Raw genomic sequence first — 18,719 nt, 5'->3', positions numbered from 1 at the left:
CCAACAGCTCCAGGAACCGAACACGAGACGCAGAAGGGCGCCGCCCCCGATAGGGGCGACGCCCACCTTGATCCTGCATGGCAACTCCCGATCACTCAGGCGTTGCATCGACCCCTAGAACTCAAGTATCGCGGGGCCCTTCGCTCGTACCGGTGGTGGGACTCGAACCCACATGTCCTCACGGACAACCGATTTTGAGTCGGTCGCGTCTGCCATTCCGCCACACCGGCCCGGCGAAGTCGTACTCCGCCGTCCGCGAACGACCATACCGTAGGATTCAAAGGTGACTGAGCTTGAAGAGCCCGCTGTGCCCGCGGCATCCACCCCTCGTCGTGTCGTTGTCGCCGAGGACGAGTCGCTCATCCGACTCGATATCGTCGAGATCCTCCGCGACAACGGATTCGATGTCGTCGGCGAGGCCGGCGACGGCGAGACGGCCGTGCAGCTCGCCACCGAACTGCGCCCCGATCTCGTCATCATGGACGTCAAGATGCCCCAACTCGACGGCATCTCTGCGGCTGAGAAGCTCAGCAAGAACCACATCGCACCCGTGGTGCTCCTCACGGCGTTCAGCCAGAAGGAGCTCGTCGAGCGCGCGAGCGAGGCCGGTGCGCTCGCCTATGTCGTGAAGCCTTTCACGCCCAACGACCTGCTGCCGGCGATCGAGATCGCGCTCGCGCGGTACGACCAGATCATCACGCTCGAAGCCGAAGTCGCCGACATGGTCGAGCGCTTCGAGACGCGCAAGCTCGTCGACCGTGCCAAGGGCCTGCTCAACGAGAAGATGGGCCTGTCGGAGCCCGAAGCGTTCCGCTGGATCCAGAAGGCCTCGATGGATCGTCGCCTCACGATGCAGGATGTCGCGAAGGCGATCATCGAGCAGCTCGCGCCCAAGAAGGGCTGAGCGCTCCTCCACAGCGGCGGCCCGGCGCTCGACTTCGCACGTCGCGAAATCCGTCGGAACGACACGCCGAAGCGAGCGCTACTCTCGACACATGCCGATGAGCCCCTCCGACACCGAACGCAAGATCCAGCAACTCGACAATGATGTGCAGGGCATCTACGAGATGATCAGCCGCATCGACGGCACTCTTCGTCGGCAGCACAGTCGCCTCGAAGAGATCTCGATGGATCAGGCTGGGATCAAGGCGCGCCTCGACGGTCACGACGAGCGATTCGACGGCATCGACAAGCGATTCGACGGCATCGACAAGCGATTCGACGGCATCGACAAGCGATTCGACGGCATCGACCAGCGGTTCGAGACCCTCGAGTCCAAGCTCGACCGCGTGATCTCCCTCGTAGGCGGCGACGCGACGGCCTGAGGTCTCAGGCGGCGGGCAGATCCTTGATCATGTTCGTGATGCGGACGGTCGAGCATCGCCGCCCCTGATCGTCGGTCACGACGATCTCGTGCACCGTCATGCTGCGTCCGAGGTGGATCGGCGTGCAGACGCCCGTCACGATCCCCGACGTCGCCGACCGCGTGTGCGTCGCGTTGATGTCGACGCCGACCGCGAGCCGACCGGGCCCCGCATGCAGGTTCGCGGCCATCGAGCCGAGCGACTCGCCCAGCACGACGTAGGCGCCGCCGTGGAGCAGACCGACGGGCTGCGTGTTGCCTTCGACGGGCATCGTCGCGACGCAGCGCTCGACGGAGAACTCCGTGAACTCCATGCCCATCTTCTCGGCGAGAGCGCCCATTCCGCGGCCGGCGGCCCAGTCGAGGCCGTTGATCTCGGCGGAGGATGGCACGCTCATAGGACTCGCTCTCGGGTGTCGGATGCCCTGGCTAAACTCGCAGGGTGACGGACTCCGCAAAGCCTACCCTTCTCGTCGTCGACGGCCATTCGCTGGCATACCGGGCCTTCTTCGCCCTCCCCGTCGACAACTTCTCCACGAAGGACGGCCAGCACACGAACGGCATCTACGGGTTCCTCTCGATGCTGATCAACCTCATCAAGGCAGAGAAGCCGACGCACCTCGCCGTCGCCTTCGACACGTCTCGTCAGTCCTTCCGCACCCGTGAGTACACCGAGTACAAGGCGAACCGCTCCGAGTCGCCGTCCGAGTTCAAGGGGCAGATCCCGCTCCTGCAGGACTGTCTCGCGGCGATGAGCATCCAGGTGCTCGCGAAAGAGGACTTCGAAGCCGACGACATCCTCGCGACGCTCGCGACGCAGGGCGCCGAGCAAGGCTACGACGTGCTCGTCTGCTCGGGCGACCGCGACACGATCCAGCTCGTGAACGACGACATCACGCTCCTCTACCCCAACGTGCAGGGGGTCTCCCAGCTCAAGCGCTACGACCGGCAGGCCGTCATCGACCGGTACGGGGTGCCGCCCGAGCAGTACCCCGACATCGCGGCACTCGTCGGCGAGACGAGCGACAACCTGCCCGGTGTGCCGAAGGTCGGCGAGAAGACCGCGGTCAAGTGGCTCACGCAATTCGGCTCGCTCGACGAACTGCTCGCGAACGCCGACAAGGTGACCGGCGTCGTCGGCAACAACCTGCGCGAGCACCTCGACGACGTCACGCGCAACCGGCGGCTCAACCGCCTCCTCACCGACGTCGAGCTGCCGGTGACGGTCGCCGACCTCGAGGTCCAGCCGATGGACGCGCAAGAGGTGCGCGACATCTTCGCCCGGCTGGAGTTCAAGACCCTCATCCCGCGTGTGGCCGAGCTCGCGGGCATCGAGCAGCAGATGGCGGCCGTCTCTTCGGCCGCCGCTCAGCTCGCACCCGTCGCGGAGCAGCTCGACGGCCCGGCCCTCGCGGCCTGGCTCACCGGCACGACGGGCGACGTCGCGATCACCTTCGTGGTCCAGGGCGGTCTGCCCTCGCGCGTGGGCGTGGCCACGAGCGGGGCAGCCGCCGAAGCCGACTGGTCCGCGGAGGTCGCGGCATTCATCGCCCCGTGGCTCGCCTCCGACGCACCCAAGGTCTTCAACGACGCCAAACCGCAGGTGAAGGCGCTCGCCCGCGCGGGCGCCGCACTCGGCGGCCTCGCCTTCGACACGAGCGTCGCGGGGTGGCTGCTCAAGCCCAGCTTCCCCGACAAGACCCTGGCGGACCTCGTCGACCGGTATCTCGACGAGAAGCTTCCCGAGGCGGACCCGACGCAGCTCGTGCCCGAGACCGAGGGCGCGACGCCCGGACAGCTGTCCTGGTACACGCTCCGCGTCTCCGAGGCGCTGCGCGCCGAGCTCGCGCCGAGCGTGGCATCCGTCCTCACCGACATCGAGCTGCCGACCCTCACGACGCTCGCCGACATGGAGCTCGCGGGCGTGTCCGTCTCGCACGACAAGCTGTCGGGCTTCTCGAGCGAGCTGGGTGCTCGCGCCGACGGGATCGCGCAAGAGGCGTACGCGACCATCGGTCGCGAAGTGAACCTCGGTTCGCCCAAGCAGCTGCAGGAAGTCCTGTTCGAAGAGCTGCAGCTTCCGAAGACCCGCAAGACGAAGACGGGGTACTCGACGGACGCCGCGGTGCTGGCAGACCTGCAGGAGCAGGCGCCGCATCCGTTCCTCGATCAGCTGCTCCAGCACCGCGAGGCGACGAAGCTCCGCCAGATCATCGAGTCGCTCGACAGCGCGATCGCCGCCGACGGGCGCATCCGCACGACGTACGTGCAGACGGGCAGCCAGACCGGTCGCCTCTCGAGCACCGACCCGAACCTGCAGAACATCCCCGTGCGCACGGAGGAGAGCCGTCGCATCCGCGCCGCGTTCGAGGTCGGCGAGGGCTATGAGACGCTGCTGACCGCCGACTACTCGCAGATCGAGATGCGCATCATGGCGCACCTCTCCGAGGACCCGGGCCTCGTCGAAGCGTTCAACTCGGGTGAGGACCTCCACCGCTTCGTGGGCGCGCGGGTCTTCGCCGTCGAGCCCGCCGACGTCACGTCCGCCATGCGCACCAAGGTCAAGGCGATGTCGTACGGCCTCGTCTACGGCCTCTCGGCCTTCGGCCTGTCGAAGCAGCTGCGCATCGAGCAGTCCGAGGCCAAGCAGCTCATGATGGAGTACTTCGCCCGGTTCGGCGCGGTGCGCGACTACCTGCGCTCGTCGGTCGAGCAGGCCCGCATCGACGGCTACACCGAGACGATCTTCGGGCGACGTCGGCCGTTCCCCGACCTCGCGAGCCCGAACCGCGTGCTCCGCGAGAACGCCGAGCGCGCGGCGCTCAACGCGCCGATCCAGGGCAGCGCGGCCGACATCATGAAGATCGCGCTGTTCCACATCCATGACGAGTTCGCGCGTGAGGGGCTCGGCTCACGGGTGCTGATGCAGATCCACGATGAGCTCGTTGTCGAAGTGGCGCCGGGGGAGTGGGATGCCGCGGAGCGCATCGTCCGCGAGCGCATGGGCGACGCGGCCTCGCTGTCCGTGCCTCTCGACGTGCAGATCGGGCGCGGCGCGAACTGGGACGAAGCAGCGCACTGACGTCCGTCGCCGCGGCGTCCGGTCGCGGATGACCCTTCGACCGTAGGACGTTCGGTTTTGGTCGCGTCCGAAGAGGCTCGTAGGCTCGTGGGCATGACTGATGCTTCACGCACCCCCACGCCGATCGACACGATCGCTGACGCGTGGGTCGACACCCTGGCCGAGCTCGAACCGTCACTGGCGACGTACATCGGGCGCTTCGAATACAACGACCGCTTCGGCGACTACTCGCCGGAGGGCACCGAGCGCCTCGTCGCCGAGGCTCGTGCGACGCACGCCGCCCTCTCGGCCGCGACGCCCGCCGACGCTATCGACGAGGTCACCAAGGTCGACCTCCTGCGCGAGATCGATCTGCAGCTCGAGCTGCACGACGCCGACTGGCACCTGCGCAACATCAACGTGATCGCTTCGCCCGTGCAGGAGCTGCGATCGGTGTTCGACCTCATGCCGACGGCGACGGCCGACGACTGGTCTGTCGTCGCGACGCGCCTGCGCGCACTGCCGGGCGCCATCGACGGCTACGTCGAGACGCTCCGTCAGGGCATCGCGAAGGGCGTCGTGCCCGCTCGCCGCCAGGTCGTCGAGTCGATCACGCAGATCGGGCGCTACACCGCTGACAGCGGCTTCTTCGCGACTTTCGCGGGCGACGCCGCACCCGCAGAGGGCCAGCTCCCGGCATCCCTCGCCGTCGAGCTCTCGGACAGCGCGAACGCCGCCCGCGTCGCCTACGACCAGCTCGCCGACTTCCTGTCGCGCGAACTCGCGCCGGCGTCGAGCGAGAAGGATGCCGTCGGCCGCGAGCTGTACGCGCTCAACTCGCGCCGGTTCCTCGGAGCGACGATCGATCTCGACGAGACTTACGAGTGGGGCGTCGAAGAGCTGCGCCGCATGGTGGAGGAGCAGACCTCGATCGCCAACGAGATCAAGGCGGGCGCCTCTGTCGAAGAGGCCGTCGCCTTCCTCGAGCAGGACGCGTCGCGCAAGCTCCACGGCACCGATGCGCTGCAGAAGTGGATGCAGGAGACCAGCGATCGCGCCGTCGAAGAGCTCGGACGCACGCACTTCGACATCGCCGAGCCGATCCGCCGCCTCGAGTGCATGATCGCGCCGACGAAGGAAGGCGGCATCTACTACACCGGTCCCACCGACGACTTCTCGCGTCCGGGCCGCATGTGGTGGTCGGTGCCCGAGGGCGTGACCGAGTTCGACACGTGGCGTGAGCTCACGACCGTCTACCACGAGGGCGTCCCCGGTCACCACCTGCAGATCGCGCAGGCCGTGTACAACCGGGCGCAGCTCAACTCGTGGCGCCGTCTGCTCGGCGGCACGTCGGGCCACGCCGAGGGCTGGGCGCTGTACGCCGAGCGCCTCATGCAGCAGCTCGGCTACCTCGACGATCCGGCCGACCGGCTCGGCATGCTCGACGGCCAGCGCATGCGCGCAGCGCGCGTCGTCCTCGACATCGGCGTGCACCTCGAGAAGCCCCGCCTCGACGGGTCCGGAGTCTGGGACCACGACTACGCGCTCGACTTCATGCGCGGCAACGTCAACATGCCGGACGAGTTCGTGCAGTTCGAGGTCAACCGCTACCTCGGCTGGCCGGGTCAGGCGCCGTCGTACAAGGTCGGCCAGCGCATCTGGGAGCAGCTGCGCGACGACGTCGCCGCGCGCGAGGGCGCGGCGTTCGACATCAAGGCGTTCCACAAGCGCGCTCTCGACATCGGCGGTGTCGGTCTCGACACTCTGCGCGAGGCGCTCGCGAGCTGACCGAGGAATACGTCGTGGCCGAGCCGAGTTCGCATTCACATGAATGAAATTCAGCTCGGCCTCGACACTTTCGGCGACGTCACGATCGACGAGCGCGGGGAGCGGTTGACGGATGCCGCGACCATCCGCAATGTCCTCGCCCAAGCGGTCCTCGCCGACGAGGTCGGACTCTCGTTCTTCGGCGTGGGGGAGCATCACCGACCCGAGTTCGCGATCTCGAGTCCCGAGATCGTGCTCGCGGCCGCTGCATCCGTCACGAAGGACATCCACCTCGGCACCGCGGTCACCGTGCTCTCGAGCGACGACCCGGTCCGGGTGTACGAGCGGTTCGCGACCCTCGACGCCGTCTCGAACGGGCGCGCCGAAGTGATCCTCGGGCGCGGCTCGTTCATCGAGTCGTTCCCGCTCTTCGGGTTCGACCTGCGTGACTACGAAGTCCTCTTCGAAGAGAAGCTCGACCTGTTCTCGCAGCTCATGACCGAGCAGCCCGTCACGTGGCAGGGCACCACGCGCGCGAGCCTCACCGATGCGAACGTGTTCCCCAAGACCGCGAACGGTCTCAAGGCGTGGGTCGGCGTCGGCGGGTCGCCCGAGTCCGTCGTGCGAGCCGCGCGCCATGGCTACGGACTGATGCTCGCCATCATCGGGGGTCCGGCGCACCGCTTCCGGCCCTTCGTCGACCTCTATCACCGCTCGCTCGACTCGTTCGGCCGAGGATCGCTGCCGGTCGGCATCCACTCACCCGGGCACGTCGCCGACACCGACCAGCAGGCCTGGGATGAGGCGTATGCCGGCTTCGAAGCCATGAACAACACGATCGGGCGCGAGCGCGGCTGGCCGCCCTACAACCGCCTGCGCTTCCAGCACGATATCGGCCCGGAGGGGTCGATCTACGCGGGCTCGCCCGAGACCGTCGCCCGCAAGATCGCCGACACCGTCCGCACCCTCGGCGCCGACCGGTTCGACATGAAGTTCTCGACCGGGACGCTGTCGCACGACAAGCTCATGCGCTCGATCGAGCTCTACGGCACGAAGGTCGCTCCGCTCGTGCGCGAGATGCTCGCATAAAACTTTGATCTCGGCGGTCGGCGCGGCATCCCTACGATGAAGCCATGACGGATGCCTCGACGACCGCGCCCGCCGCCACGACCTCCGAGCGGCTCGATCGGCTGCCGTTCACGAAGCAGCACCTGCGGGTGCTGACCGGATCGGGCATCGGCTGGGCGCTGGACGCGATGGATGTCGGACTCATCTCGTTCGTCATCGCGGCCCTCACCGTGCAGTGGCAGCTCCAACCCGAGGAAGCCGGATGGATCGCATCCATCGGCTTCGTCGGCATGGCTGTCGGTGCGACGCTCGGCGGGCTGCTGGCCGACCGGTTCGGCAGGCGTCAGATCTTCGCCGTCACGCTCGTGATCTACGGACTCGCGACCGGGGCGAGTGCACTCGTCGGCGGGCTCGCGCTGCTGCTCGTCCTGCGGTTCTTCGTCGGGCTCGGCCTGGGTGCCGAGCTGCCCGTCGCATCCACCTACGTCAGCGAGTTCGCCCCGGCGCGAATGCGCGGGCGGCTGATCGTCATCCTCGAGGCATTCTGGGCGGTCGGCTGGACGGCCGCCGCACTCATCGGCTTCCTCGTCATTCCCGAGTCCGCCGACGGCTGGCGCTGGGCATTCGCGCTCGGCGCGATCCCCGCCGTGTACGCCCTCGTCGTGCGCTGGGGCCTCCCCGAATCGGCGCGCTGGCTGGACCGGCGGGGACGCCACGACGAAGCCGACGCCGTCGTGCGCACGTTCGAGAAGTCCGCCTCGGTCACGTGGGAGGCCAAGCGCCGCCTCACGACCGGCCCCATCGTGATCCCCGCCGCCGCCACGACGGCCGCGGATCGCCTCAAGGCGCTGTGGTCGCGCGAGTTCCGGCTGCGCACGGCGAGCCTGTGGATCGTCTGGTTCTGCGTCAACTTCGCGTACTACGGCGCCTTCATCTGGCTGCCGTCGATCCTCGTGCAGCAGGGCTACGACCTGGTGAAGTCCTTCGGCTACACACTCATCATCACGCTCGCCCAGTTGCCCGGCTACGCCGTCGCCGCGTGGCTCATCGAGGTGTGGGGGCGACGCGTGACGCTGTCGGTCTTCCTCGCGGGGTCCGCGGCAGCCGCCGTCTTCTTCGGTACGGCGTCGACCGAGGCGACGATCATCGCGGCAGGCATGGCGCTGTCGTTCTTCAACCTCGGCGCCTGGGGTGCTCTGTACGCCGTCAGTCCCGAGCTGTACCCGACCTCGCTGCGCGCGACCGGATCGGGGTGGGCCGCGGGCGTCGGTCGCATCGCTTCGATCGTCGCGCCACTCGTGGTGGCATCCCTCCTCGTCACCGAGGGATCCACGGTCGTCCTCTTCGTCATGTTCGGCGTCTTCTTCGCGGTGGCCGCCCTCGCGACCTGGGGGCTCGTCGACACGCGCGGACGGACGCTCGACGAACGCTAGGTAGCCTGGAGGCATGAGCTCCATCCGCTACGCCGCGATCGGCGACTCGTTCACCGAAGGCGTCGGCGACGAACTGCCCGACGGCCGCGTGCGCGGGTGGGCGGACCTCGTCGCGGAAGGATGGGCGGATGCCGCGGGGGAGCCCGTCGAGTACGCCAACTTCGCGATCCGCGGCAAACTCGCGGGCCCCATCGTCGAACAGCAGCTCGAACCCGCGCTCGCGTTGAAGCCCACGCACCTGTCGTTCAATGGGGGCGGCAACGACATGCTGAGGCCCCGCACGTCGCTCGGGTACATCGCGGACTTCTTCACCCATGTCCTCGAGCGGTGCGATCAGGAGGGCGTGACGCTGATCGTGCTGTCGGGAGCGAATCCGTCCGGTCAGCTTCCGCTCGGCCCCGTGTTCCAGCGCCGCGGTGACCAGCTCTCGGCCGCCGTCGTGGCCCGGCTCGACGGCCGGCCGGATGTCGTGCGCGCTCTCAATTGGCCCGATCGCGAGCTCGCGACTCCGCCGTACTGGTCGCCCGATCGACTGCACATGAACTCGCGCGGCCACCACCGCGTCGCGGCACGGGTGCTCACCGCGCTCGGCATGGAGCCACCCGCCGGATGGTGGTCGCTTCCGCCTCTGCCGGATGCCGCGAACCTCCGCGGTGCGCGGTACTACCGCGAGCACGTGGGTCCGTGGGTCAAGCGCCGGCTGACCGGCACTTCGTCGGGCGACAATCGGCTGCCCAAGCATCCGGACTGGGTGACCGTCGCTCCGTCACACGCCTGAGACCAGCGCATACTCCGAGCCCGAGGGCGTGCGCTCGAGCAGTTCGTGGTCGACGAGGTAGCGCCGCAGCACCGCGACGTCTCCGCCCGGCGCGAAGGGTTCCAGACGCTCGTTCACCTCGCTCTCGGTGAACACCTCGTCCGCCGAGAACGCTCGCTCCGCAACCCATGCGAGCAGCTCGTGCCGGTCGCCGTGCTGCACGGGATACCGATCGATCCGGCCCGCGCGGTCGAGAAATCGGTCGGGCCCCGTGCGCTTTACGGCCGGATTCTCGTTCAGGATGCTGCGCACGAACGCTTCGTCGAACACCCGTTCGCCGTCGGCGCGCTCGGCGACGAGTCCGATATCGGCGAGCCGAGCGAAGGCGCGCTCACGGCGGTTGTCGGTCAGCTCGGCGGCGTTCAGCTCAGCCAACGCGGCGCGGAGCTCTGGGTTCACGAGCGCAGCGACGACAGCGCGCCAGCGATCGCTCATGCGTGCGACACCGTGTAGGTGAGCTCGGCGAACGCACCCGCCTGTCGCACGGCCGTGAGCTCGAGCACGTCGGCGCCCAGAGCGCGGGGGAGGAGGGGCTTGCCCGAGGGCAGCGTCGCGGGGGCGATCGAGACCCGGATCTCGTCGAGCAGACCGGCGTCGGCGAACTGCCCCGCCAGATCACCGCCCCCGACGACCCAGACGTCACGGTCGCCGGACGCCTCGAGGATGGCGGGCCAGGCATCCGTCACCGCCCCGCGGACGAATCTGACGTCCGCCCCGTCGACGGCGGGCAGATCGCGCGTCGTGAAGACGAACGTCGGCCGGGCGCCGTAGAACGCGGGCCACTTCTCGGGGTGGGCGAGGAGGTCTTCGTGCTCGAGCACCCACTCGTAGGTCGACGACCCCTGCACGAGCACCCCGATGCCGTCGAGGAAGCGCTGGAAGTCGGCGTCACCGCCCTCGCCGCCGGGAGCCGCGAAGAGCCAGTCGAGCGAATCGTGATCGTCGGCGAGGAATCCGTTGAGCGTCGTCGCCGTGTAGAAGGTGACCTTCGGCATGATCGCAAACCTATCGAAGGGCGACGACATCTTGTATTCAACCGATTTGTATTGTACTGTTTGGTTGAATACGGAGGTGGTCATGTCGACCGATCAGCTGAGCAGGACGTTCTCGGCCCTCGCCGACCCCACGCGGCGCGCGATCCTCGCACGGCTCGCGCAGGGGGAGGCGACCGTGGGCGAACTCGCGCAGCCGTTCGATATGACCTTCGCCGCCGTCTCGAAGCACCTCCGGGTTCTCGAGGGGGCGGGGCTCGTCTCGCGCGGGCGGGACGCGCAATACCGCCCTGCGCGTCTCGAGGCGGGCCCGCTGGCCGTGGCGTCCCGCTGGATCGGCGACTACGCCGCCTTCTGGCAGGACAGCCTCGATGCCCTCGACGGCTACCTCAACGCACTTCAGACCATCCGCACCATCGACAAGGAAGACCACCATGGCTGACTACTTCACGATCACGCGCGACCTCGCCGCACCTCGCGAGCTCGTCTTCGAGGCGCTCACCAAGCCCGAGCACTTCGGCGTCTGGTTCGGCACCGCCGCCGTCGAGGTGCCGCAGGACTCCCTCACGATGGACGTCCGCCCCGGCGGGGCGTTCCGCGCCGTCATGCTGCTCCCCGACGGCAACCGCATCGATTGGGCGGGGGAGTACGTCGAGGTCGATCCGCCCGCCCACCTCGCCATGACCCTCACCGACAACCCCGACGAGTACGCGGGGCTCCCCGTGCTGTTCGACCTCGAGGACGTCGACGGCGCGACGCGCCTCACGATCAGTCAGGACCGCGCCGGCTTCAGCGATGAGCAGGTCGCCGCCACGATCGCGGGCTACAACGCCTTCATCGACGACATCGACCGCGTCGTCGCCGGGATGCCGCGAGGCTAGAGCGCGCCCGGTCGGTGCAGCGCCGCGCGTGCGAGCTCGATGCCCGCGCGTGCGGCGCTGACGGCATCCGATCCGTCCAGTGTCGCGACCAGGAATCCCGCGGCGAACGCATCGCCTGCCCCCGTCGAATCGACGACGTCTTCGCGGACGACCGGGACCTCGAGGGAAGCGCCGTCGATCGAGACGACGACGGGATCGCCGCCCCGCTTGACGACGTAGGCACCGTTCACGACGAGGCCGAGCTCCGTCACGAGCGCTGCTTCGTCGGCATTGGCGAAAACGACGTCGGGAGCGAGCGCGTCGAGAAGCTCTGCCAGGAGTTCGGTGCCGAGGACGCGCATCGTCGCGGTGCTCGACAGGTCGAGCGACAGCGGGATGCCGTGGCCGCGCGCCGTTCCCACGGCGGCGAGCAGCGCCCGGCGCGAACCCTCGTCCGCGAAGCCGTACAGCGGCACGTGGACGATCCGGGCGCCGTCGACCCATGTGGGGTCGACGGCCTCGAGCTCCGCCGCAGCACCGCGGTCGGTGATCATCGTGCGCTCGCCCTCGTCGTCCACCAGGATCACGATGGCGCCCGTGCGACCCGCGCGTTGGACTCTGGCATCCACGCCCGCCGCCTCGAGCTCGCGCACGAGGGTCGTGCCGAGCGTGTCGTCCCCGACGCGGCCGATGAAGCGGACCGCGCACCCCTCGCGTGCCGCCGCGACGGCGACGTTCGCCGCGCTCCCTCCGCGGGTGAGTCGCACCTCGGCGGGATTGTCGGTGCCGTGTGCCAGGCGCGCGCTGCCGAGCACGATCAGGTCGGCGACGAGATCGCCGATCACGACGAGCATCAGCCGGCGTCCGCCAGGGCGCGCGCGATCTCGGCGCCGAGCACGACATTGCCTCGATACACCTCGACGTTGACATCGAGGCTCCGGCCGCCGGTCTCGCGCTGCATGAAGTCGAGCAGGAACGGGGTCGTGTCGTGACCGGAGACCCCCGCGGCATCCGCCTCCGCGAGCGCCTTCGCGAGAACGTCATCATGCAGTTCAGGCTCGAGCTGCGTGTCGGTCGAGACCGGGTTGGCGACGAGGAGCGTCGATGCGATCCCCAGTGCGTCGCGGACAACCGCGATGCGCGCGATCTCGGCGGGGGAGTCGACGGAGTACTCGATGTCGTACCCCGAGTCCGAGATGTAGAAGCCCGGATAATCGGTCGTGCGGTACCCGACGACCGCGAGGTTGAGGGTCTCGAGGCGCTCGAGGGTGAGAGGGATGTCGAGGATCGACTTGACCCCTGCGCTCACGACGACGAGCGGCAGCGTCGCGAGCGTGCCGAGGTCGGCGGACTCGTCGAAGGTCTCCTGGGCACGCCGGTGGACGCCGCCGAGGCCGCCCGTCGAGAAGACGCGCACTCCGGCGAGGTGGGCGAGGTGCGCCGTCGCCGCGACCGTCGTTCCCGCGCTCAGGCCCTTGACGGCAGCGACGGGCAGGTCGCGCAGGCTCGCCTTGACGACGCCGTCGCTCGTCGAAAGGCGGGCGATCTCGTCGGCCGACAGGCCGATGGTCGGGATGCCGTCCACGACGCCGATCGTCGCGGGCACGACTCCCGCCGCCCGCACGCGGGCCTCTGCTTCGGTCGCGACCTCGAGGTTGCGCGGGCGCGGCAATCCGTGGGTGAAGATCGTGGACTCGAGCGCGAGCACAGGGCGCCCTGCATCAACGGCATCCCGCACTTCGTCGGCTAAACGCAGTGTCGACATCGCGTCACCCTCCTCTGTTCCTGGATCAGAGCCTATGGCCGTGTCCTCCGCGGCGCGCGCGGAGGGTCCATGCCGAGATGAACACGGGTCTTCCTGCGCTCGATCACGATGAACGCACCGCCGACGAGCCACAGCGGCACCTGCGTGAGGAACGCGAGGCGGAAGGCATCGAGCGTGTAGGTCGCCGGTGTGCCCGCGCCCTGCAGGTCGAGCGCGAGGCCGATCAGGAAGATGGCGATGAGCGCCGCGAGAAAGCCGCCCGCGTTGGTGACTCCGGTCGCCGTGCTGAGGCGGTGCGCGGGATTGTGGGTGCGCGCATGATCGAACGCGATCATCGAGGCAGGTCCGCCCATCGCGAGCGCGACGGCGAGCCCGAACAGCAGCCAGAGGGGCGCGGGGCCGGGGAAGGCGATGACGATGAGCCACGCGATCAGCTGGACGGCGACGGCGGGCAGCACGAGTGCGCGCGAGCGCCTGTGCGGGATGCGGCGCGACAGGTCGCCCATGATGGGGCCGAGCGCCATCCCGACGATGACGTAGGTCGAGATGATCGCCGCCGCCTCGGCCTTCGTGCGTCCCTCCGCAGCCGTGAGGAACGGCATGCCCCACAACAGCACGAACGCCGTGCCGGCGAAGGGCGTCGTGAAGTGCGACCAGAAGGCGAGGCGTGTACCCGGATGCGCCCACGCCGCGCGGATTCCGACGCCGGTGTCGACCGCCGACGTGACGACGCGGATCGCCCCCGTGTCGGTGTCGACGCTGACGTCGGCTTCGCGCTCCGGCGGGTGGTTGCGCACGATCGCGAACACCAGGATCGCGAAGAGGATGCCCAGGCCCGCCACACTGCCGAACGTGATCGTCCAGGTCGTGGCGTGGAGCAGCGCGGCCAGCGGAATGAGCGCCACGAGCTGTCCGGTCTGGCCGACGATGCCTGTGAACTGCACCATGAGAGGACCGCGCTGCGCGGGGAACCACGTCGCGATGAGTCGCAGGACGCCGGGGAAGACGGCCGCGTCCCCGGCGCCGAGCAGCACGCGCGCGATGATGGCGACGCCGACGCTCGGAGACAGGGCCATGGTGAGCTGGCCGACCGCCATCAGGATCATGCCGATCGTCATGATCGGCCGAGAGCCGTAGCGATCGAGCAGGACTCCGACCGGGATCTGCATGCCGCCGTACATCGCGAGCTGGACGACCGCGAAGAGCGACAGCGTCGCGGCATCCGCCTGGAATCTCTCGGCCGCGTCGACTCCCACCGCACCGAGCGACGTGCGGTTCGTGACGGCGAGCACGTACGCTGCGACGCCGACGGTCCAGATGAGCCACGCGCGTCCCCCGGGCTCCGCGCGGGGGGAGCCGAGGGTGGGACGCACCGTTCCACGGTATCGCGCCGCGGGCGGGCTACCGGGCGGATCGGAGCGGTGCGAGAATTCGCGTATGCGGGCACTGCCGGCCGTCGTCGTCCTGAGCACACTCGTCGTGCTGACGGGATGTGGCTCGCCCACGTCCGCGCCATCGCCTACGCGGGCGTCGCCCGGCGATGCTGCAGGCGGTTCCGACGGTTCCTCGGTCGACGTCGACCCGCTCTCGGCGTGCCTCGAGGGAACGTGGCAGCTCGACACCGCGGACTTCCTCGCGCAATCGCAGGAGTATCTCGTCGGGCTCGGCATCCCGCTCGACTCCCTCGACGTCGAGGGAGGCCAGCAGCTCGTCTTCGCTGCCGACGGCTTCACGAGCCAGTCGACGGATCTCACGTGGACGGCGTCGATGATGGGACAGACCGTGACGATCCCGTCGGAGTCGGCGGGCGAAGGCGCCTGGAACGGCGCGGACGGCGCCCTGACCGTGACGGACTGGGTGTGGAACGTGGACCCCGCCGACGCACCGCCGCCGAGCGGACTGCCGCCCGAGGCCGAGGTGCCAGACCTCGGCGGCTTCTCGCTGGACGGCGCGACGGTGCCGGACGTGGTGTGCGACGACGAGACGCTGGTGCTGCAGGGAGCGGACGCTCCGTTGCGGGCGGTCTTCGTGAGGTTCGGCTGAGCCGCGCCGTAGCCGAGGCCCGTCCGCGCTGTCAACGGGTTGGTCCGTGCGCCGTGGACGGACAGGGTGGATGCCGCGGGCACGATCGTGCCCCGGAAGGGAACGAATCATGAGCATCGGTGCAGGAATCGTCCTGTTCGTCATCGGCGCCATCCTCGCGTTCGCCGTCAACGTCGAGGTCGAGTGGGTGAACCTCGATCTCATCGGCTACATCCTGATGGGCGCGGGATTCCTCGTCTTCCTCCTCGGCATCGCCATGCTCGCGCGGCGCCGTCAGACCGAGACCGTGACCCGCACGGCCGTCGATCCTGCCGCGGGGGAGCAGGTCACGCGTCGCAGCACCAGCACGTCAGGAGACGTGGAGCCCTGAACCCCGCGACCCATCTGGACGAACCGGGGGTAACGGCGCGGACTCCCACGGCGAAAATGCAGCCCCAGACGCCAGTCACCCCAGCGCCGTCTCGGTCACCTGCGCCACCGCAGCCGCCGTTCGTCACTCAGCGGCTGACTCTGAGGCGCGCTCGCCCGCCGGACGCCTCCGTGTACCACCAGCTCTGGACCGAACGGGATCCCCGCGTGCCGGCCCATCGGCAACTCGACGATGACGGCCGGCCGACCGTCGACGACATCGCACGCGACCTCGCCGCCCGGCAGGGCGACTCCGAATCGCGCTTCGCCAAGCTTCTGACCGTCGAGGTGCGCGAGACGGGCCAGGTCATCGGCTACTGCGGCCTCGTGATCGACGACACTGCCGGGGCGGAGCCGGAACTCGCCTTCGAACTGCTCGCGGCGTTCCATGGCCACGGGTACGCGACAGAAGCCGCCGAGGCGGCCATCGGATGGGCGCGTACATGCGGGGTCACTCGACTGCAAGCGACCGTGTGGGACTGGAACGTCGCGTCACGCCGTGTCCTCGAGAAGCTCGGCTTCCACGAGACCGGTCGCATCGACAGAACGCTCGGCACAGCGACGAGCCTGATCACCGAGCTCGATCTCCGCGCATCATGATCGCCTTTATGTTCGACTCTCAGCCGAGATCATGCGCGTTCCACCGGCATCCACAGTTCGCACGTCGCCGTCGCGAAGTCGGGGGAGCGATCCAGTATCGAGACGAGCGACGGCCCAGGCCGCAGACGCCACGGGTTGGACGGGAACCAATCGGTCGCCGTCGCCGCCCATGTCTGCTGGAGGACGTCCGGGTAATCTCCAGACGTCCGGAACACCGCCCAGTGACCGGCGGACACGTCGACGACATCGAGGTCGGGCGGCAGGGGAGTATCGGTGGTCACCGCCACGCCGTGCAGATAGACGAGTTCGCTTCCGTCCTGATAGCCGGGATCGACATCCGCCGTCACCTGAAGAAGCCCGCCGGGCTCGGTGGCACTCAGTGCCTTGAGTCGCGCATGCTCGCCCACGGGGATCGAGGCGATGTGCGCCTGGATGTGAGGGTTCACACCCTCATGGATGAGCGGGACGCGCGCGGCGTGGCCGATCAGACGGAATGCGGGACGATCGACGATGCGAGTGTCCATGGGGGAGTTCCCTTCTACGGTCAGGCGGAACCTGAGCTGCGGTTGCGAGTGAAGGGGACCGCCATCGCGACGCGCAACCGCCGGCGACACGCCATGCACCATCCGGAACGCCCGATTGAATGCTTCGGTCGAGCTGTAGCCGTATCGCACCGCGATGTCGAGAAGCTCATCGGACGTCCCGACGAGGTCACCGGCGGCCACGGTCATCCGACGTCGCCGGACGTACTCCGACAACGGCATGCCGGCAAGCGATGAGAACATCCGTCGCACGTGATACTCCGTCGTGCCCTCGCTGCGCGCGAGGGCATCGACGTCGAGGTCATCGGAGAGACGATCCTCGACGGATTCGACGATGCGATTGAGAGCGGCGATCACGGTTCCCCCTTCAACGACCAGCATTCTGTGTCGCTCACGACGCCACCCGACAATCGCGGTCCGATGCGATCGTGCGTCTCATCAACCCGGGAGAGCGGGCTCCGAACGGTAAGCTGACATAATGTGCATTATCGGCGATTGCGATGCGAGGCGAGCTCAGGACTCGAGCTCCCACAACGCGCGGTAATACTGGATGCGTTCTTCATCGCGAGCGATGCCGTACGCCGCGAAGAACTCGTCCTGGTGACCGTCACCGAAGTTCCAGTCGAGACTCATGGATGCCACGGCCAGATCCGCCCAGCGATCGCCGACCGCGAGATCGCCGAAGTCGACGTTGCCGACCCATTCACCACTGGCCGAGATGAGCGTGTTCGGCGCGCACGCGTCGCCGTGCACGAGCACGGGCTCGTCGGTCGCCGGCCGATCACCCAGCGATGGCGGCCGCCGGACCACCCAGGACTCCCACCCGCGCGCCTCGTCGTCGACGGGCACGGCATGGATCGCGCGCAGCCCGCGCGCGATCGCGGCGATCGCCTCCGACCGGCGCGCACGCCACTCATCGCCGACGGCGTGGTCTCCGGGCATCCCGGCCGTCACCAGCCACTCCGCCTCGCCGTCGGCGCCGTACGACAGCACTCGCGGCGCCGGATGACGTCCGTCGAGCCACAGGAGTCGATCGCGCTCGCGCGCGAGGTCGATCCCCGCCGACCGCGGACTCCACTTCACATAGCGATCGCCGACGCGATACGTCAGCCCGCCCAGCTCGTTGCGCCACACCAGCTCGGGCGAAGCGTCGACAGCGAGCACGACGGATGGCACGGGGTCGTCGCCCTGCTCGTGGAACTGCGACAGGTCTTCGAACTCGGATGCCTCGGGCATCAGGTCATCGTAGTCATCGCGCGCAGGGCCGCAGCATCCCGCCCGTACATCTCGGCGTGTTCGATGAAGTCCACCCGCCCCGTCTCGGCTGCGCGATCGAGCGTGAACGCACGGAGATCGTCGAGGCGGTCGGCTGCTGCGGTGAGCACTTCCGAGCGCGTGAACGGAATGCCGTACGCCTCGACGAGCGCCGATAGGCGCGCACCGCGGTCGAGGTCCCCCACATCCTGCGCATCGGAGACGAACGGCACGATCCGATAGGCCAGGTAGGCGAGATCCCACAGGCGCGGGCCGGGCGACGCGAAGTCGAAGTCGATGACCCCGACCAGACGGTCGTCCCGCGCGATGAGGTTGTACGTCGCGAAGTCGTTGTGGCAGACGACTTGGGCGGGCGCGCGTCGCGCAGAACGCCACACCAGGGTGTCGTCGCCCGCGAGCACGACACTCGCATCGTGGATGCGACGCAGCAGCCGACCGGCGGCGATAAGCACCTCGTCAGACCACAGCGCGGACGAATCCTCCAGGACGTCGCCCGCGATGTAGCTCAGGATCTCCCGCCCGCGGTCGTCGAATCCGAGCGCACGCGGAGCCTCTGCGATCCCCGCCGATTCGAGTCGCTCCAGCAGCGCGTGCACAGCCGGGGTCCACTCCCCTGCCACGCGCCGGACCGTCTCGCCCACGCGGACGACGGGTTGCATGTTCCCGCCCGAGAGCTCGATCTCGTCCACCTCGTCATCATCGCATCGGCAGGATCGGACGTGCCA

At 68.6% G+C, this 18,719-nt stretch carries 21 protein-coding genes and 1 tRNA gene; 12 read left to right on the top strand and 10 right to left on the bottom strand.

Features of this window, described 5'->3' with window-relative positions; genetic code table 11:
* Nucleotides 1-147: 147 nt before the first annotated feature.
* A tRNA-Leu gene (locus MA876_RS09190) sits at nt 148-230 on the bottom strand.
* Between the two features lie 53 nt (nt 231-283).
* Between MA876_RS09190 and MA876_RS09185 the strand changes: the two genes are divergently transcribed.
* Together MA876_RS09185 and MA876_RS09180 are read left to right on the top strand one after the other, a co-directional pair.
* Nucleotides 284-904 carry an ANTAR domain-containing response regulator gene (locus MA876_RS09185; RefSeq protein WP_248147982.1) on the top strand — a complete coding sequence of 207 codons (621 nt, stop codon included), beginning with the start codon at nt 284-286 and terminating at the stop codon, nt 902-904.
* A gap of 91 nt (nt 905-995) precedes the next feature.
* On the top strand, nt 996-1,325 hold the full coding sequence (locus MA876_RS09180; protein WP_248147980.1) for a hypothetical protein: 330 nt from the start codon (nt 996-998) through the stop codon (nt 1,323-1,325).
* 4 nt (nt 1,326-1,329) lie between these two features.
* Here MA876_RS09180 and MA876_RS09175 read toward each other — a convergent pair whose 3' ends face one another.
* Complete coding sequence (locus MA876_RS09175) at nt 1,330-1,761, bottom strand: hotdog fold thioesterase (RefSeq protein ID WP_248147978.1); 432 nt, start codon at nt 1,759-1,761, stop codon at nt 1,330-1,332.
* A 44-nt stretch (nt 1,762-1,805) separates the two neighbouring features.
* Here MA876_RS09175 and polA point away from each other — a divergent pair, with 44 nt between their 5' ends.
* The 5 genes from polA to MA876_RS09150 all read left to right on the top strand — a co-directional run bounded on the left by polA (nt 1,806) and on the right by MA876_RS09150 (nt 9,470).
* Nucleotides 1,806-4,445: a DNA polymerase I gene (gene polA / locus MA876_RS09170; RefSeq protein WP_248147976.1), complete on the top strand. Its 2,640-nt coding sequence runs from the start codon at nt 1,806-1,808 to the stop codon at nt 4,443-4,445.
* 93 nt (nt 4,446-4,538) lie between these two features.
* A complete protein-coding gene (locus MA876_RS09165; RefSeq protein ID WP_248147974.1) occupies nt 4,539-6,212 on the top strand; it encodes a DUF885 domain-containing protein in 1,674 nt (557 codons plus the stop codon).
* A gap of 39 nt (nt 6,213-6,251) precedes the next feature.
* Entirely contained in the window at nt 6,252-7,280 is a 1,029-nt protein-coding gene (locus MA876_RS09160; RefSeq protein ID WP_248147972.1) for an LLM class flavin-dependent oxidoreductase, read from the top strand.
* Between the two features lie 44 nt (nt 7,281-7,324).
* Entirely contained in the window at nt 7,325-8,692 is a 1,368-nt protein-coding gene (locus MA876_RS09155; protein WP_248147970.1) for an MFS transporter, read from the top strand.
* Nucleotides 8,693-8,705: 13 nt separating this feature from the next.
* Nucleotides 8,706-9,470: an SGNH/GDSL hydrolase family protein gene (locus MA876_RS09150; RefSeq protein WP_248147968.1), complete on the top strand. Its 765-nt coding sequence runs from the start codon at nt 8,706-8,708 to the stop codon at nt 9,468-9,470.
* On the opposite strand, the gene MA876_RS09145 is transcribed toward MA876_RS09150, so the two are convergent.
* The gene (locus MA876_RS09145; protein ID WP_248147966.1) at nt 9,459-9,944 is read right to left on the bottom strand and encodes a DUF2087 domain-containing protein; all 486 of its coding nucleotides are present in this window, start codon (nt 9,942-9,944) and stop codon (nt 9,459-9,461) included. The genes MA876_RS09150 and MA876_RS09145 overlap by 12 nt on opposite strands.
* The gene (locus MA876_RS09140; protein ID WP_248147964.1) at nt 9,941-10,504 is read right to left on the bottom strand and encodes a dihydrofolate reductase family protein; all 564 of its coding nucleotides are present in this window, start codon (nt 10,502-10,504) and stop codon (nt 9,941-9,943) included. Before MA876_RS09140 ends, MA876_RS09145 begins: the two co-directional genes overlap by 4 nt.
* Before the next feature lie 82 nt (nt 10,505-10,586).
* On the opposite strand from MA876_RS09140, the gene MA876_RS09135 reads away from it, so the two are divergent.
* Nucleotides 10,587-10,943 (top strand): ArsR/SmtB family transcription factor, encoded by a 357-nt coding sequence (locus tag MA876_RS09135; protein WP_248147963.1) that lies wholly within the window; start codon nt 10,587-10,589, stop codon nt 10,941-10,943.
* Complete coding sequence (locus MA876_RS09130; protein WP_248147961.1) at nt 10,936-11,382, top strand: SRPBCC family protein; 447 nt, start codon at nt 10,936-10,938, stop codon at nt 11,380-11,382. The genes MA876_RS09135 and MA876_RS09130 overlap by 8 nt, the downstream gene beginning before the upstream one ends.
* On the opposite strand, the gene MA876_RS09125 is transcribed toward MA876_RS09130, so the two are convergent.
* From MA876_RS09125 to MA876_RS09115, 3 genes are read right to left on the bottom strand one after another with little or no spacing between them, the layout of a single operon-like run.
* Entirely contained in the window at nt 11,379-12,215 is an 837-nt protein-coding gene (locus MA876_RS09125; RefSeq protein WP_248147959.1) for a carbohydrate kinase family protein, read from the bottom strand. The two genes, MA876_RS09130 and MA876_RS09125, sit on opposite strands and share 4 nt — an antisense overlap.
* The gene (locus tag MA876_RS09120) at nt 12,215-13,126 is read right to left on the bottom strand and encodes a pseudouridine-5'-phosphate glycosidase (protein WP_248147957.1); all 912 of its coding nucleotides are present in this window, start codon (nt 13,124-13,126) and stop codon (nt 12,215-12,217) included. The genes MA876_RS09125 and MA876_RS09120 overlap by 1 nt, the downstream gene beginning before the upstream one ends.
* Nucleotides 13,127-13,158: 32 nt before the next feature.
* Entirely contained in the window at nt 13,159-14,499 is a 1,341-nt protein-coding gene (locus MA876_RS09115) for an MFS transporter (RefSeq protein ID WP_248147955.1), read from the bottom strand.
* Between the two features lie 64 nt (nt 14,500-14,563).
* On the opposite strand from MA876_RS09115, the gene MA876_RS09110 reads away from it, so the two are divergent.
* The 3 genes from MA876_RS09110 to MA876_RS09100 all read left to right on the top strand — a co-directional run bounded on the left by MA876_RS09110 (nt 14,564) and on the right by MA876_RS09100 (nt 16,177).
* Nucleotides 14,564-15,169 (top strand): hypothetical protein, encoded by a 606-nt coding sequence (locus MA876_RS09110; RefSeq protein WP_248147953.1) that lies wholly within the window; start codon nt 14,564-14,566, stop codon nt 15,167-15,169.
* A gap of 109 nt (nt 15,170-15,278) precedes the next feature.
* Nucleotides 15,279-15,539: a DUF6458 family protein gene (locus MA876_RS09105; protein WP_248147951.1), complete on the top strand. Its 261-nt coding sequence runs from the start codon at nt 15,279-15,281 to the stop codon at nt 15,537-15,539.
* Between the two features lie 134 nt (nt 15,540-15,673).
* On the top strand, nt 15,674-16,177 hold the full coding sequence (locus tag MA876_RS09100; protein ID WP_275562503.1) for a GNAT family N-acetyltransferase: 504 nt from the start codon (nt 15,674-15,676) through the stop codon (nt 16,175-16,177).
* Between the two features lie 29 nt (nt 16,178-16,206).
* Here the strand turns inward: MA876_RS09100 and MA876_RS09095 are convergent, their stop codons facing one another.
* The 3 genes from MA876_RS09095 to MA876_RS09085 all read right to left on the bottom strand — a co-directional run bounded on the left by MA876_RS09095 (nt 16,207) and on the right by MA876_RS09085 (nt 18,683).
* On the bottom strand, nt 16,207-17,076 hold the full coding sequence (locus tag MA876_RS09095; protein WP_248147948.1) for an AraC family transcriptional regulator: 870 nt from the start codon (nt 17,074-17,076) through the stop codon (nt 16,207-16,209).
* A gap of 156 nt (nt 17,077-17,232) precedes the next feature.
* Entirely contained in the window at nt 17,233-17,955 is a 723-nt protein-coding gene (locus MA876_RS09090; RefSeq protein WP_248147946.1) for an aminoglycoside 3'-phosphotransferase, read from the bottom strand.
* Nucleotides 17,955-18,683, bottom strand: coding sequence for a phosphotransferase (locus tag MA876_RS09085; protein ID WP_248147945.1), 729 nt, complete (start codon nt 18,681-18,683; stop codon nt 17,955-17,957). The genes MA876_RS09090 and MA876_RS09085 overlap by 1 nt, the downstream gene beginning before the upstream one ends.
* Nucleotides 18,684-18,719: the final 36 nt, after the last annotated feature.

The sequence above is a fragment of the Microbacterium aoyamense genome, assembly GCF_023155855.1.
Lineage (GTDB): Bacteria > Actinomycetota > Actinomycetes > Actinomycetales > Microbacteriaceae > Microbacterium > Microbacterium aoyamense.
This window is presented reverse-complemented; position numbering and strand designations above follow the sequence as displayed.

Excerpts from the sequence above, each read along its gene's own strand:
- MA876_RS09145 (WP_248147966.1), bottom strand. The coding sequence starts at position 9,944 with ATGAGCGATCGCTGGCGCGCTGTCGTCGCTGCGCTCGTGAACCCAGAG.
- MA876_RS09110 (WP_248147953.1), top strand. The coding sequence starts at position 14,564 with ATGCGGGCACTGCCGGCCGTCGTCGTCCTGAGCACACTCGTCGTGCTG.
- MA876_RS09090 (WP_248147946.1), bottom strand. The coding sequence starts at position 17,955 with ATGCCCGAGGCATCCGAGTTCGAAGACCTGTCGCAGTTCCACGAGCAG.
- MA876_RS09175 (WP_248147978.1), bottom strand. The coding sequence starts at position 1,761 with ATGAGCGTGCCATCCTCCGCCGAGATCAACGGCCTCGACTGGGCCGCC.
- MA876_RS09165 (WP_248147974.1), top strand. The coding sequence starts at position 4,539 with ATGACTGATGCTTCACGCACCCCCACGCCGATCGACACGATCGCTGAC.
- MA876_RS09160 (WP_248147972.1), top strand. The coding sequence starts at position 6,252 with ATGAATGAAATTCAGCTCGGCCTCGACACTTTCGGCGACGTCACGATC.
- MA876_RS09155 (WP_248147970.1), top strand. The coding sequence starts at position 7,325 with ATGACGGATGCCTCGACGACCGCGCCCGCCGCCACGACCTCCGAGCGG.
- MA876_RS09180 (WP_248147980.1), top strand. The coding sequence starts at position 996 with ATGCCGATGAGCCCCTCCGACACCGAACGCAAGATCCAGCAACTCGAC.
- MA876_RS09140 (WP_248147964.1), bottom strand. The coding sequence starts at position 10,504 with ATGCCGAAGGTCACCTTCTACACGGCGACGACGCTCAACGGATTCCTC.
- MA876_RS09130 (WP_248147961.1), top strand. The coding sequence starts at position 10,936 with ATGGCTGACTACTTCACGATCACGCGCGACCTCGCCGCACCTCGCGAG.
- MA876_RS09150 (WP_248147968.1), top strand. The coding sequence starts at position 8,706 with ATGAGCTCCATCCGCTACGCCGCGATCGGCGACTCGTTCACCGAAGGC.
- MA876_RS09125 (WP_248147959.1), bottom strand. The coding sequence starts at position 12,215 with ATGCTCGTCGTGATCGGCGATCTCGTCGCCGACCTGATCGTGCTCGGC.
- MA876_RS09120 (WP_248147957.1), bottom strand. The coding sequence starts at position 13,126 with ATGTCGACACTGCGTTTAGCCGACGAAGTGCGGGATGCCGTTGATGCA.
- MA876_RS09135 (WP_248147963.1), top strand. The coding sequence starts at position 10,587 with ATGTCGACCGATCAGCTGAGCAGGACGTTCTCGGCCCTCGCCGACCCC.
- MA876_RS09105 (WP_248147951.1), top strand. The coding sequence starts at position 15,279 with ATGAGCATCGGTGCAGGAATCGTCCTGTTCGTCATCGGCGCCATCCTC.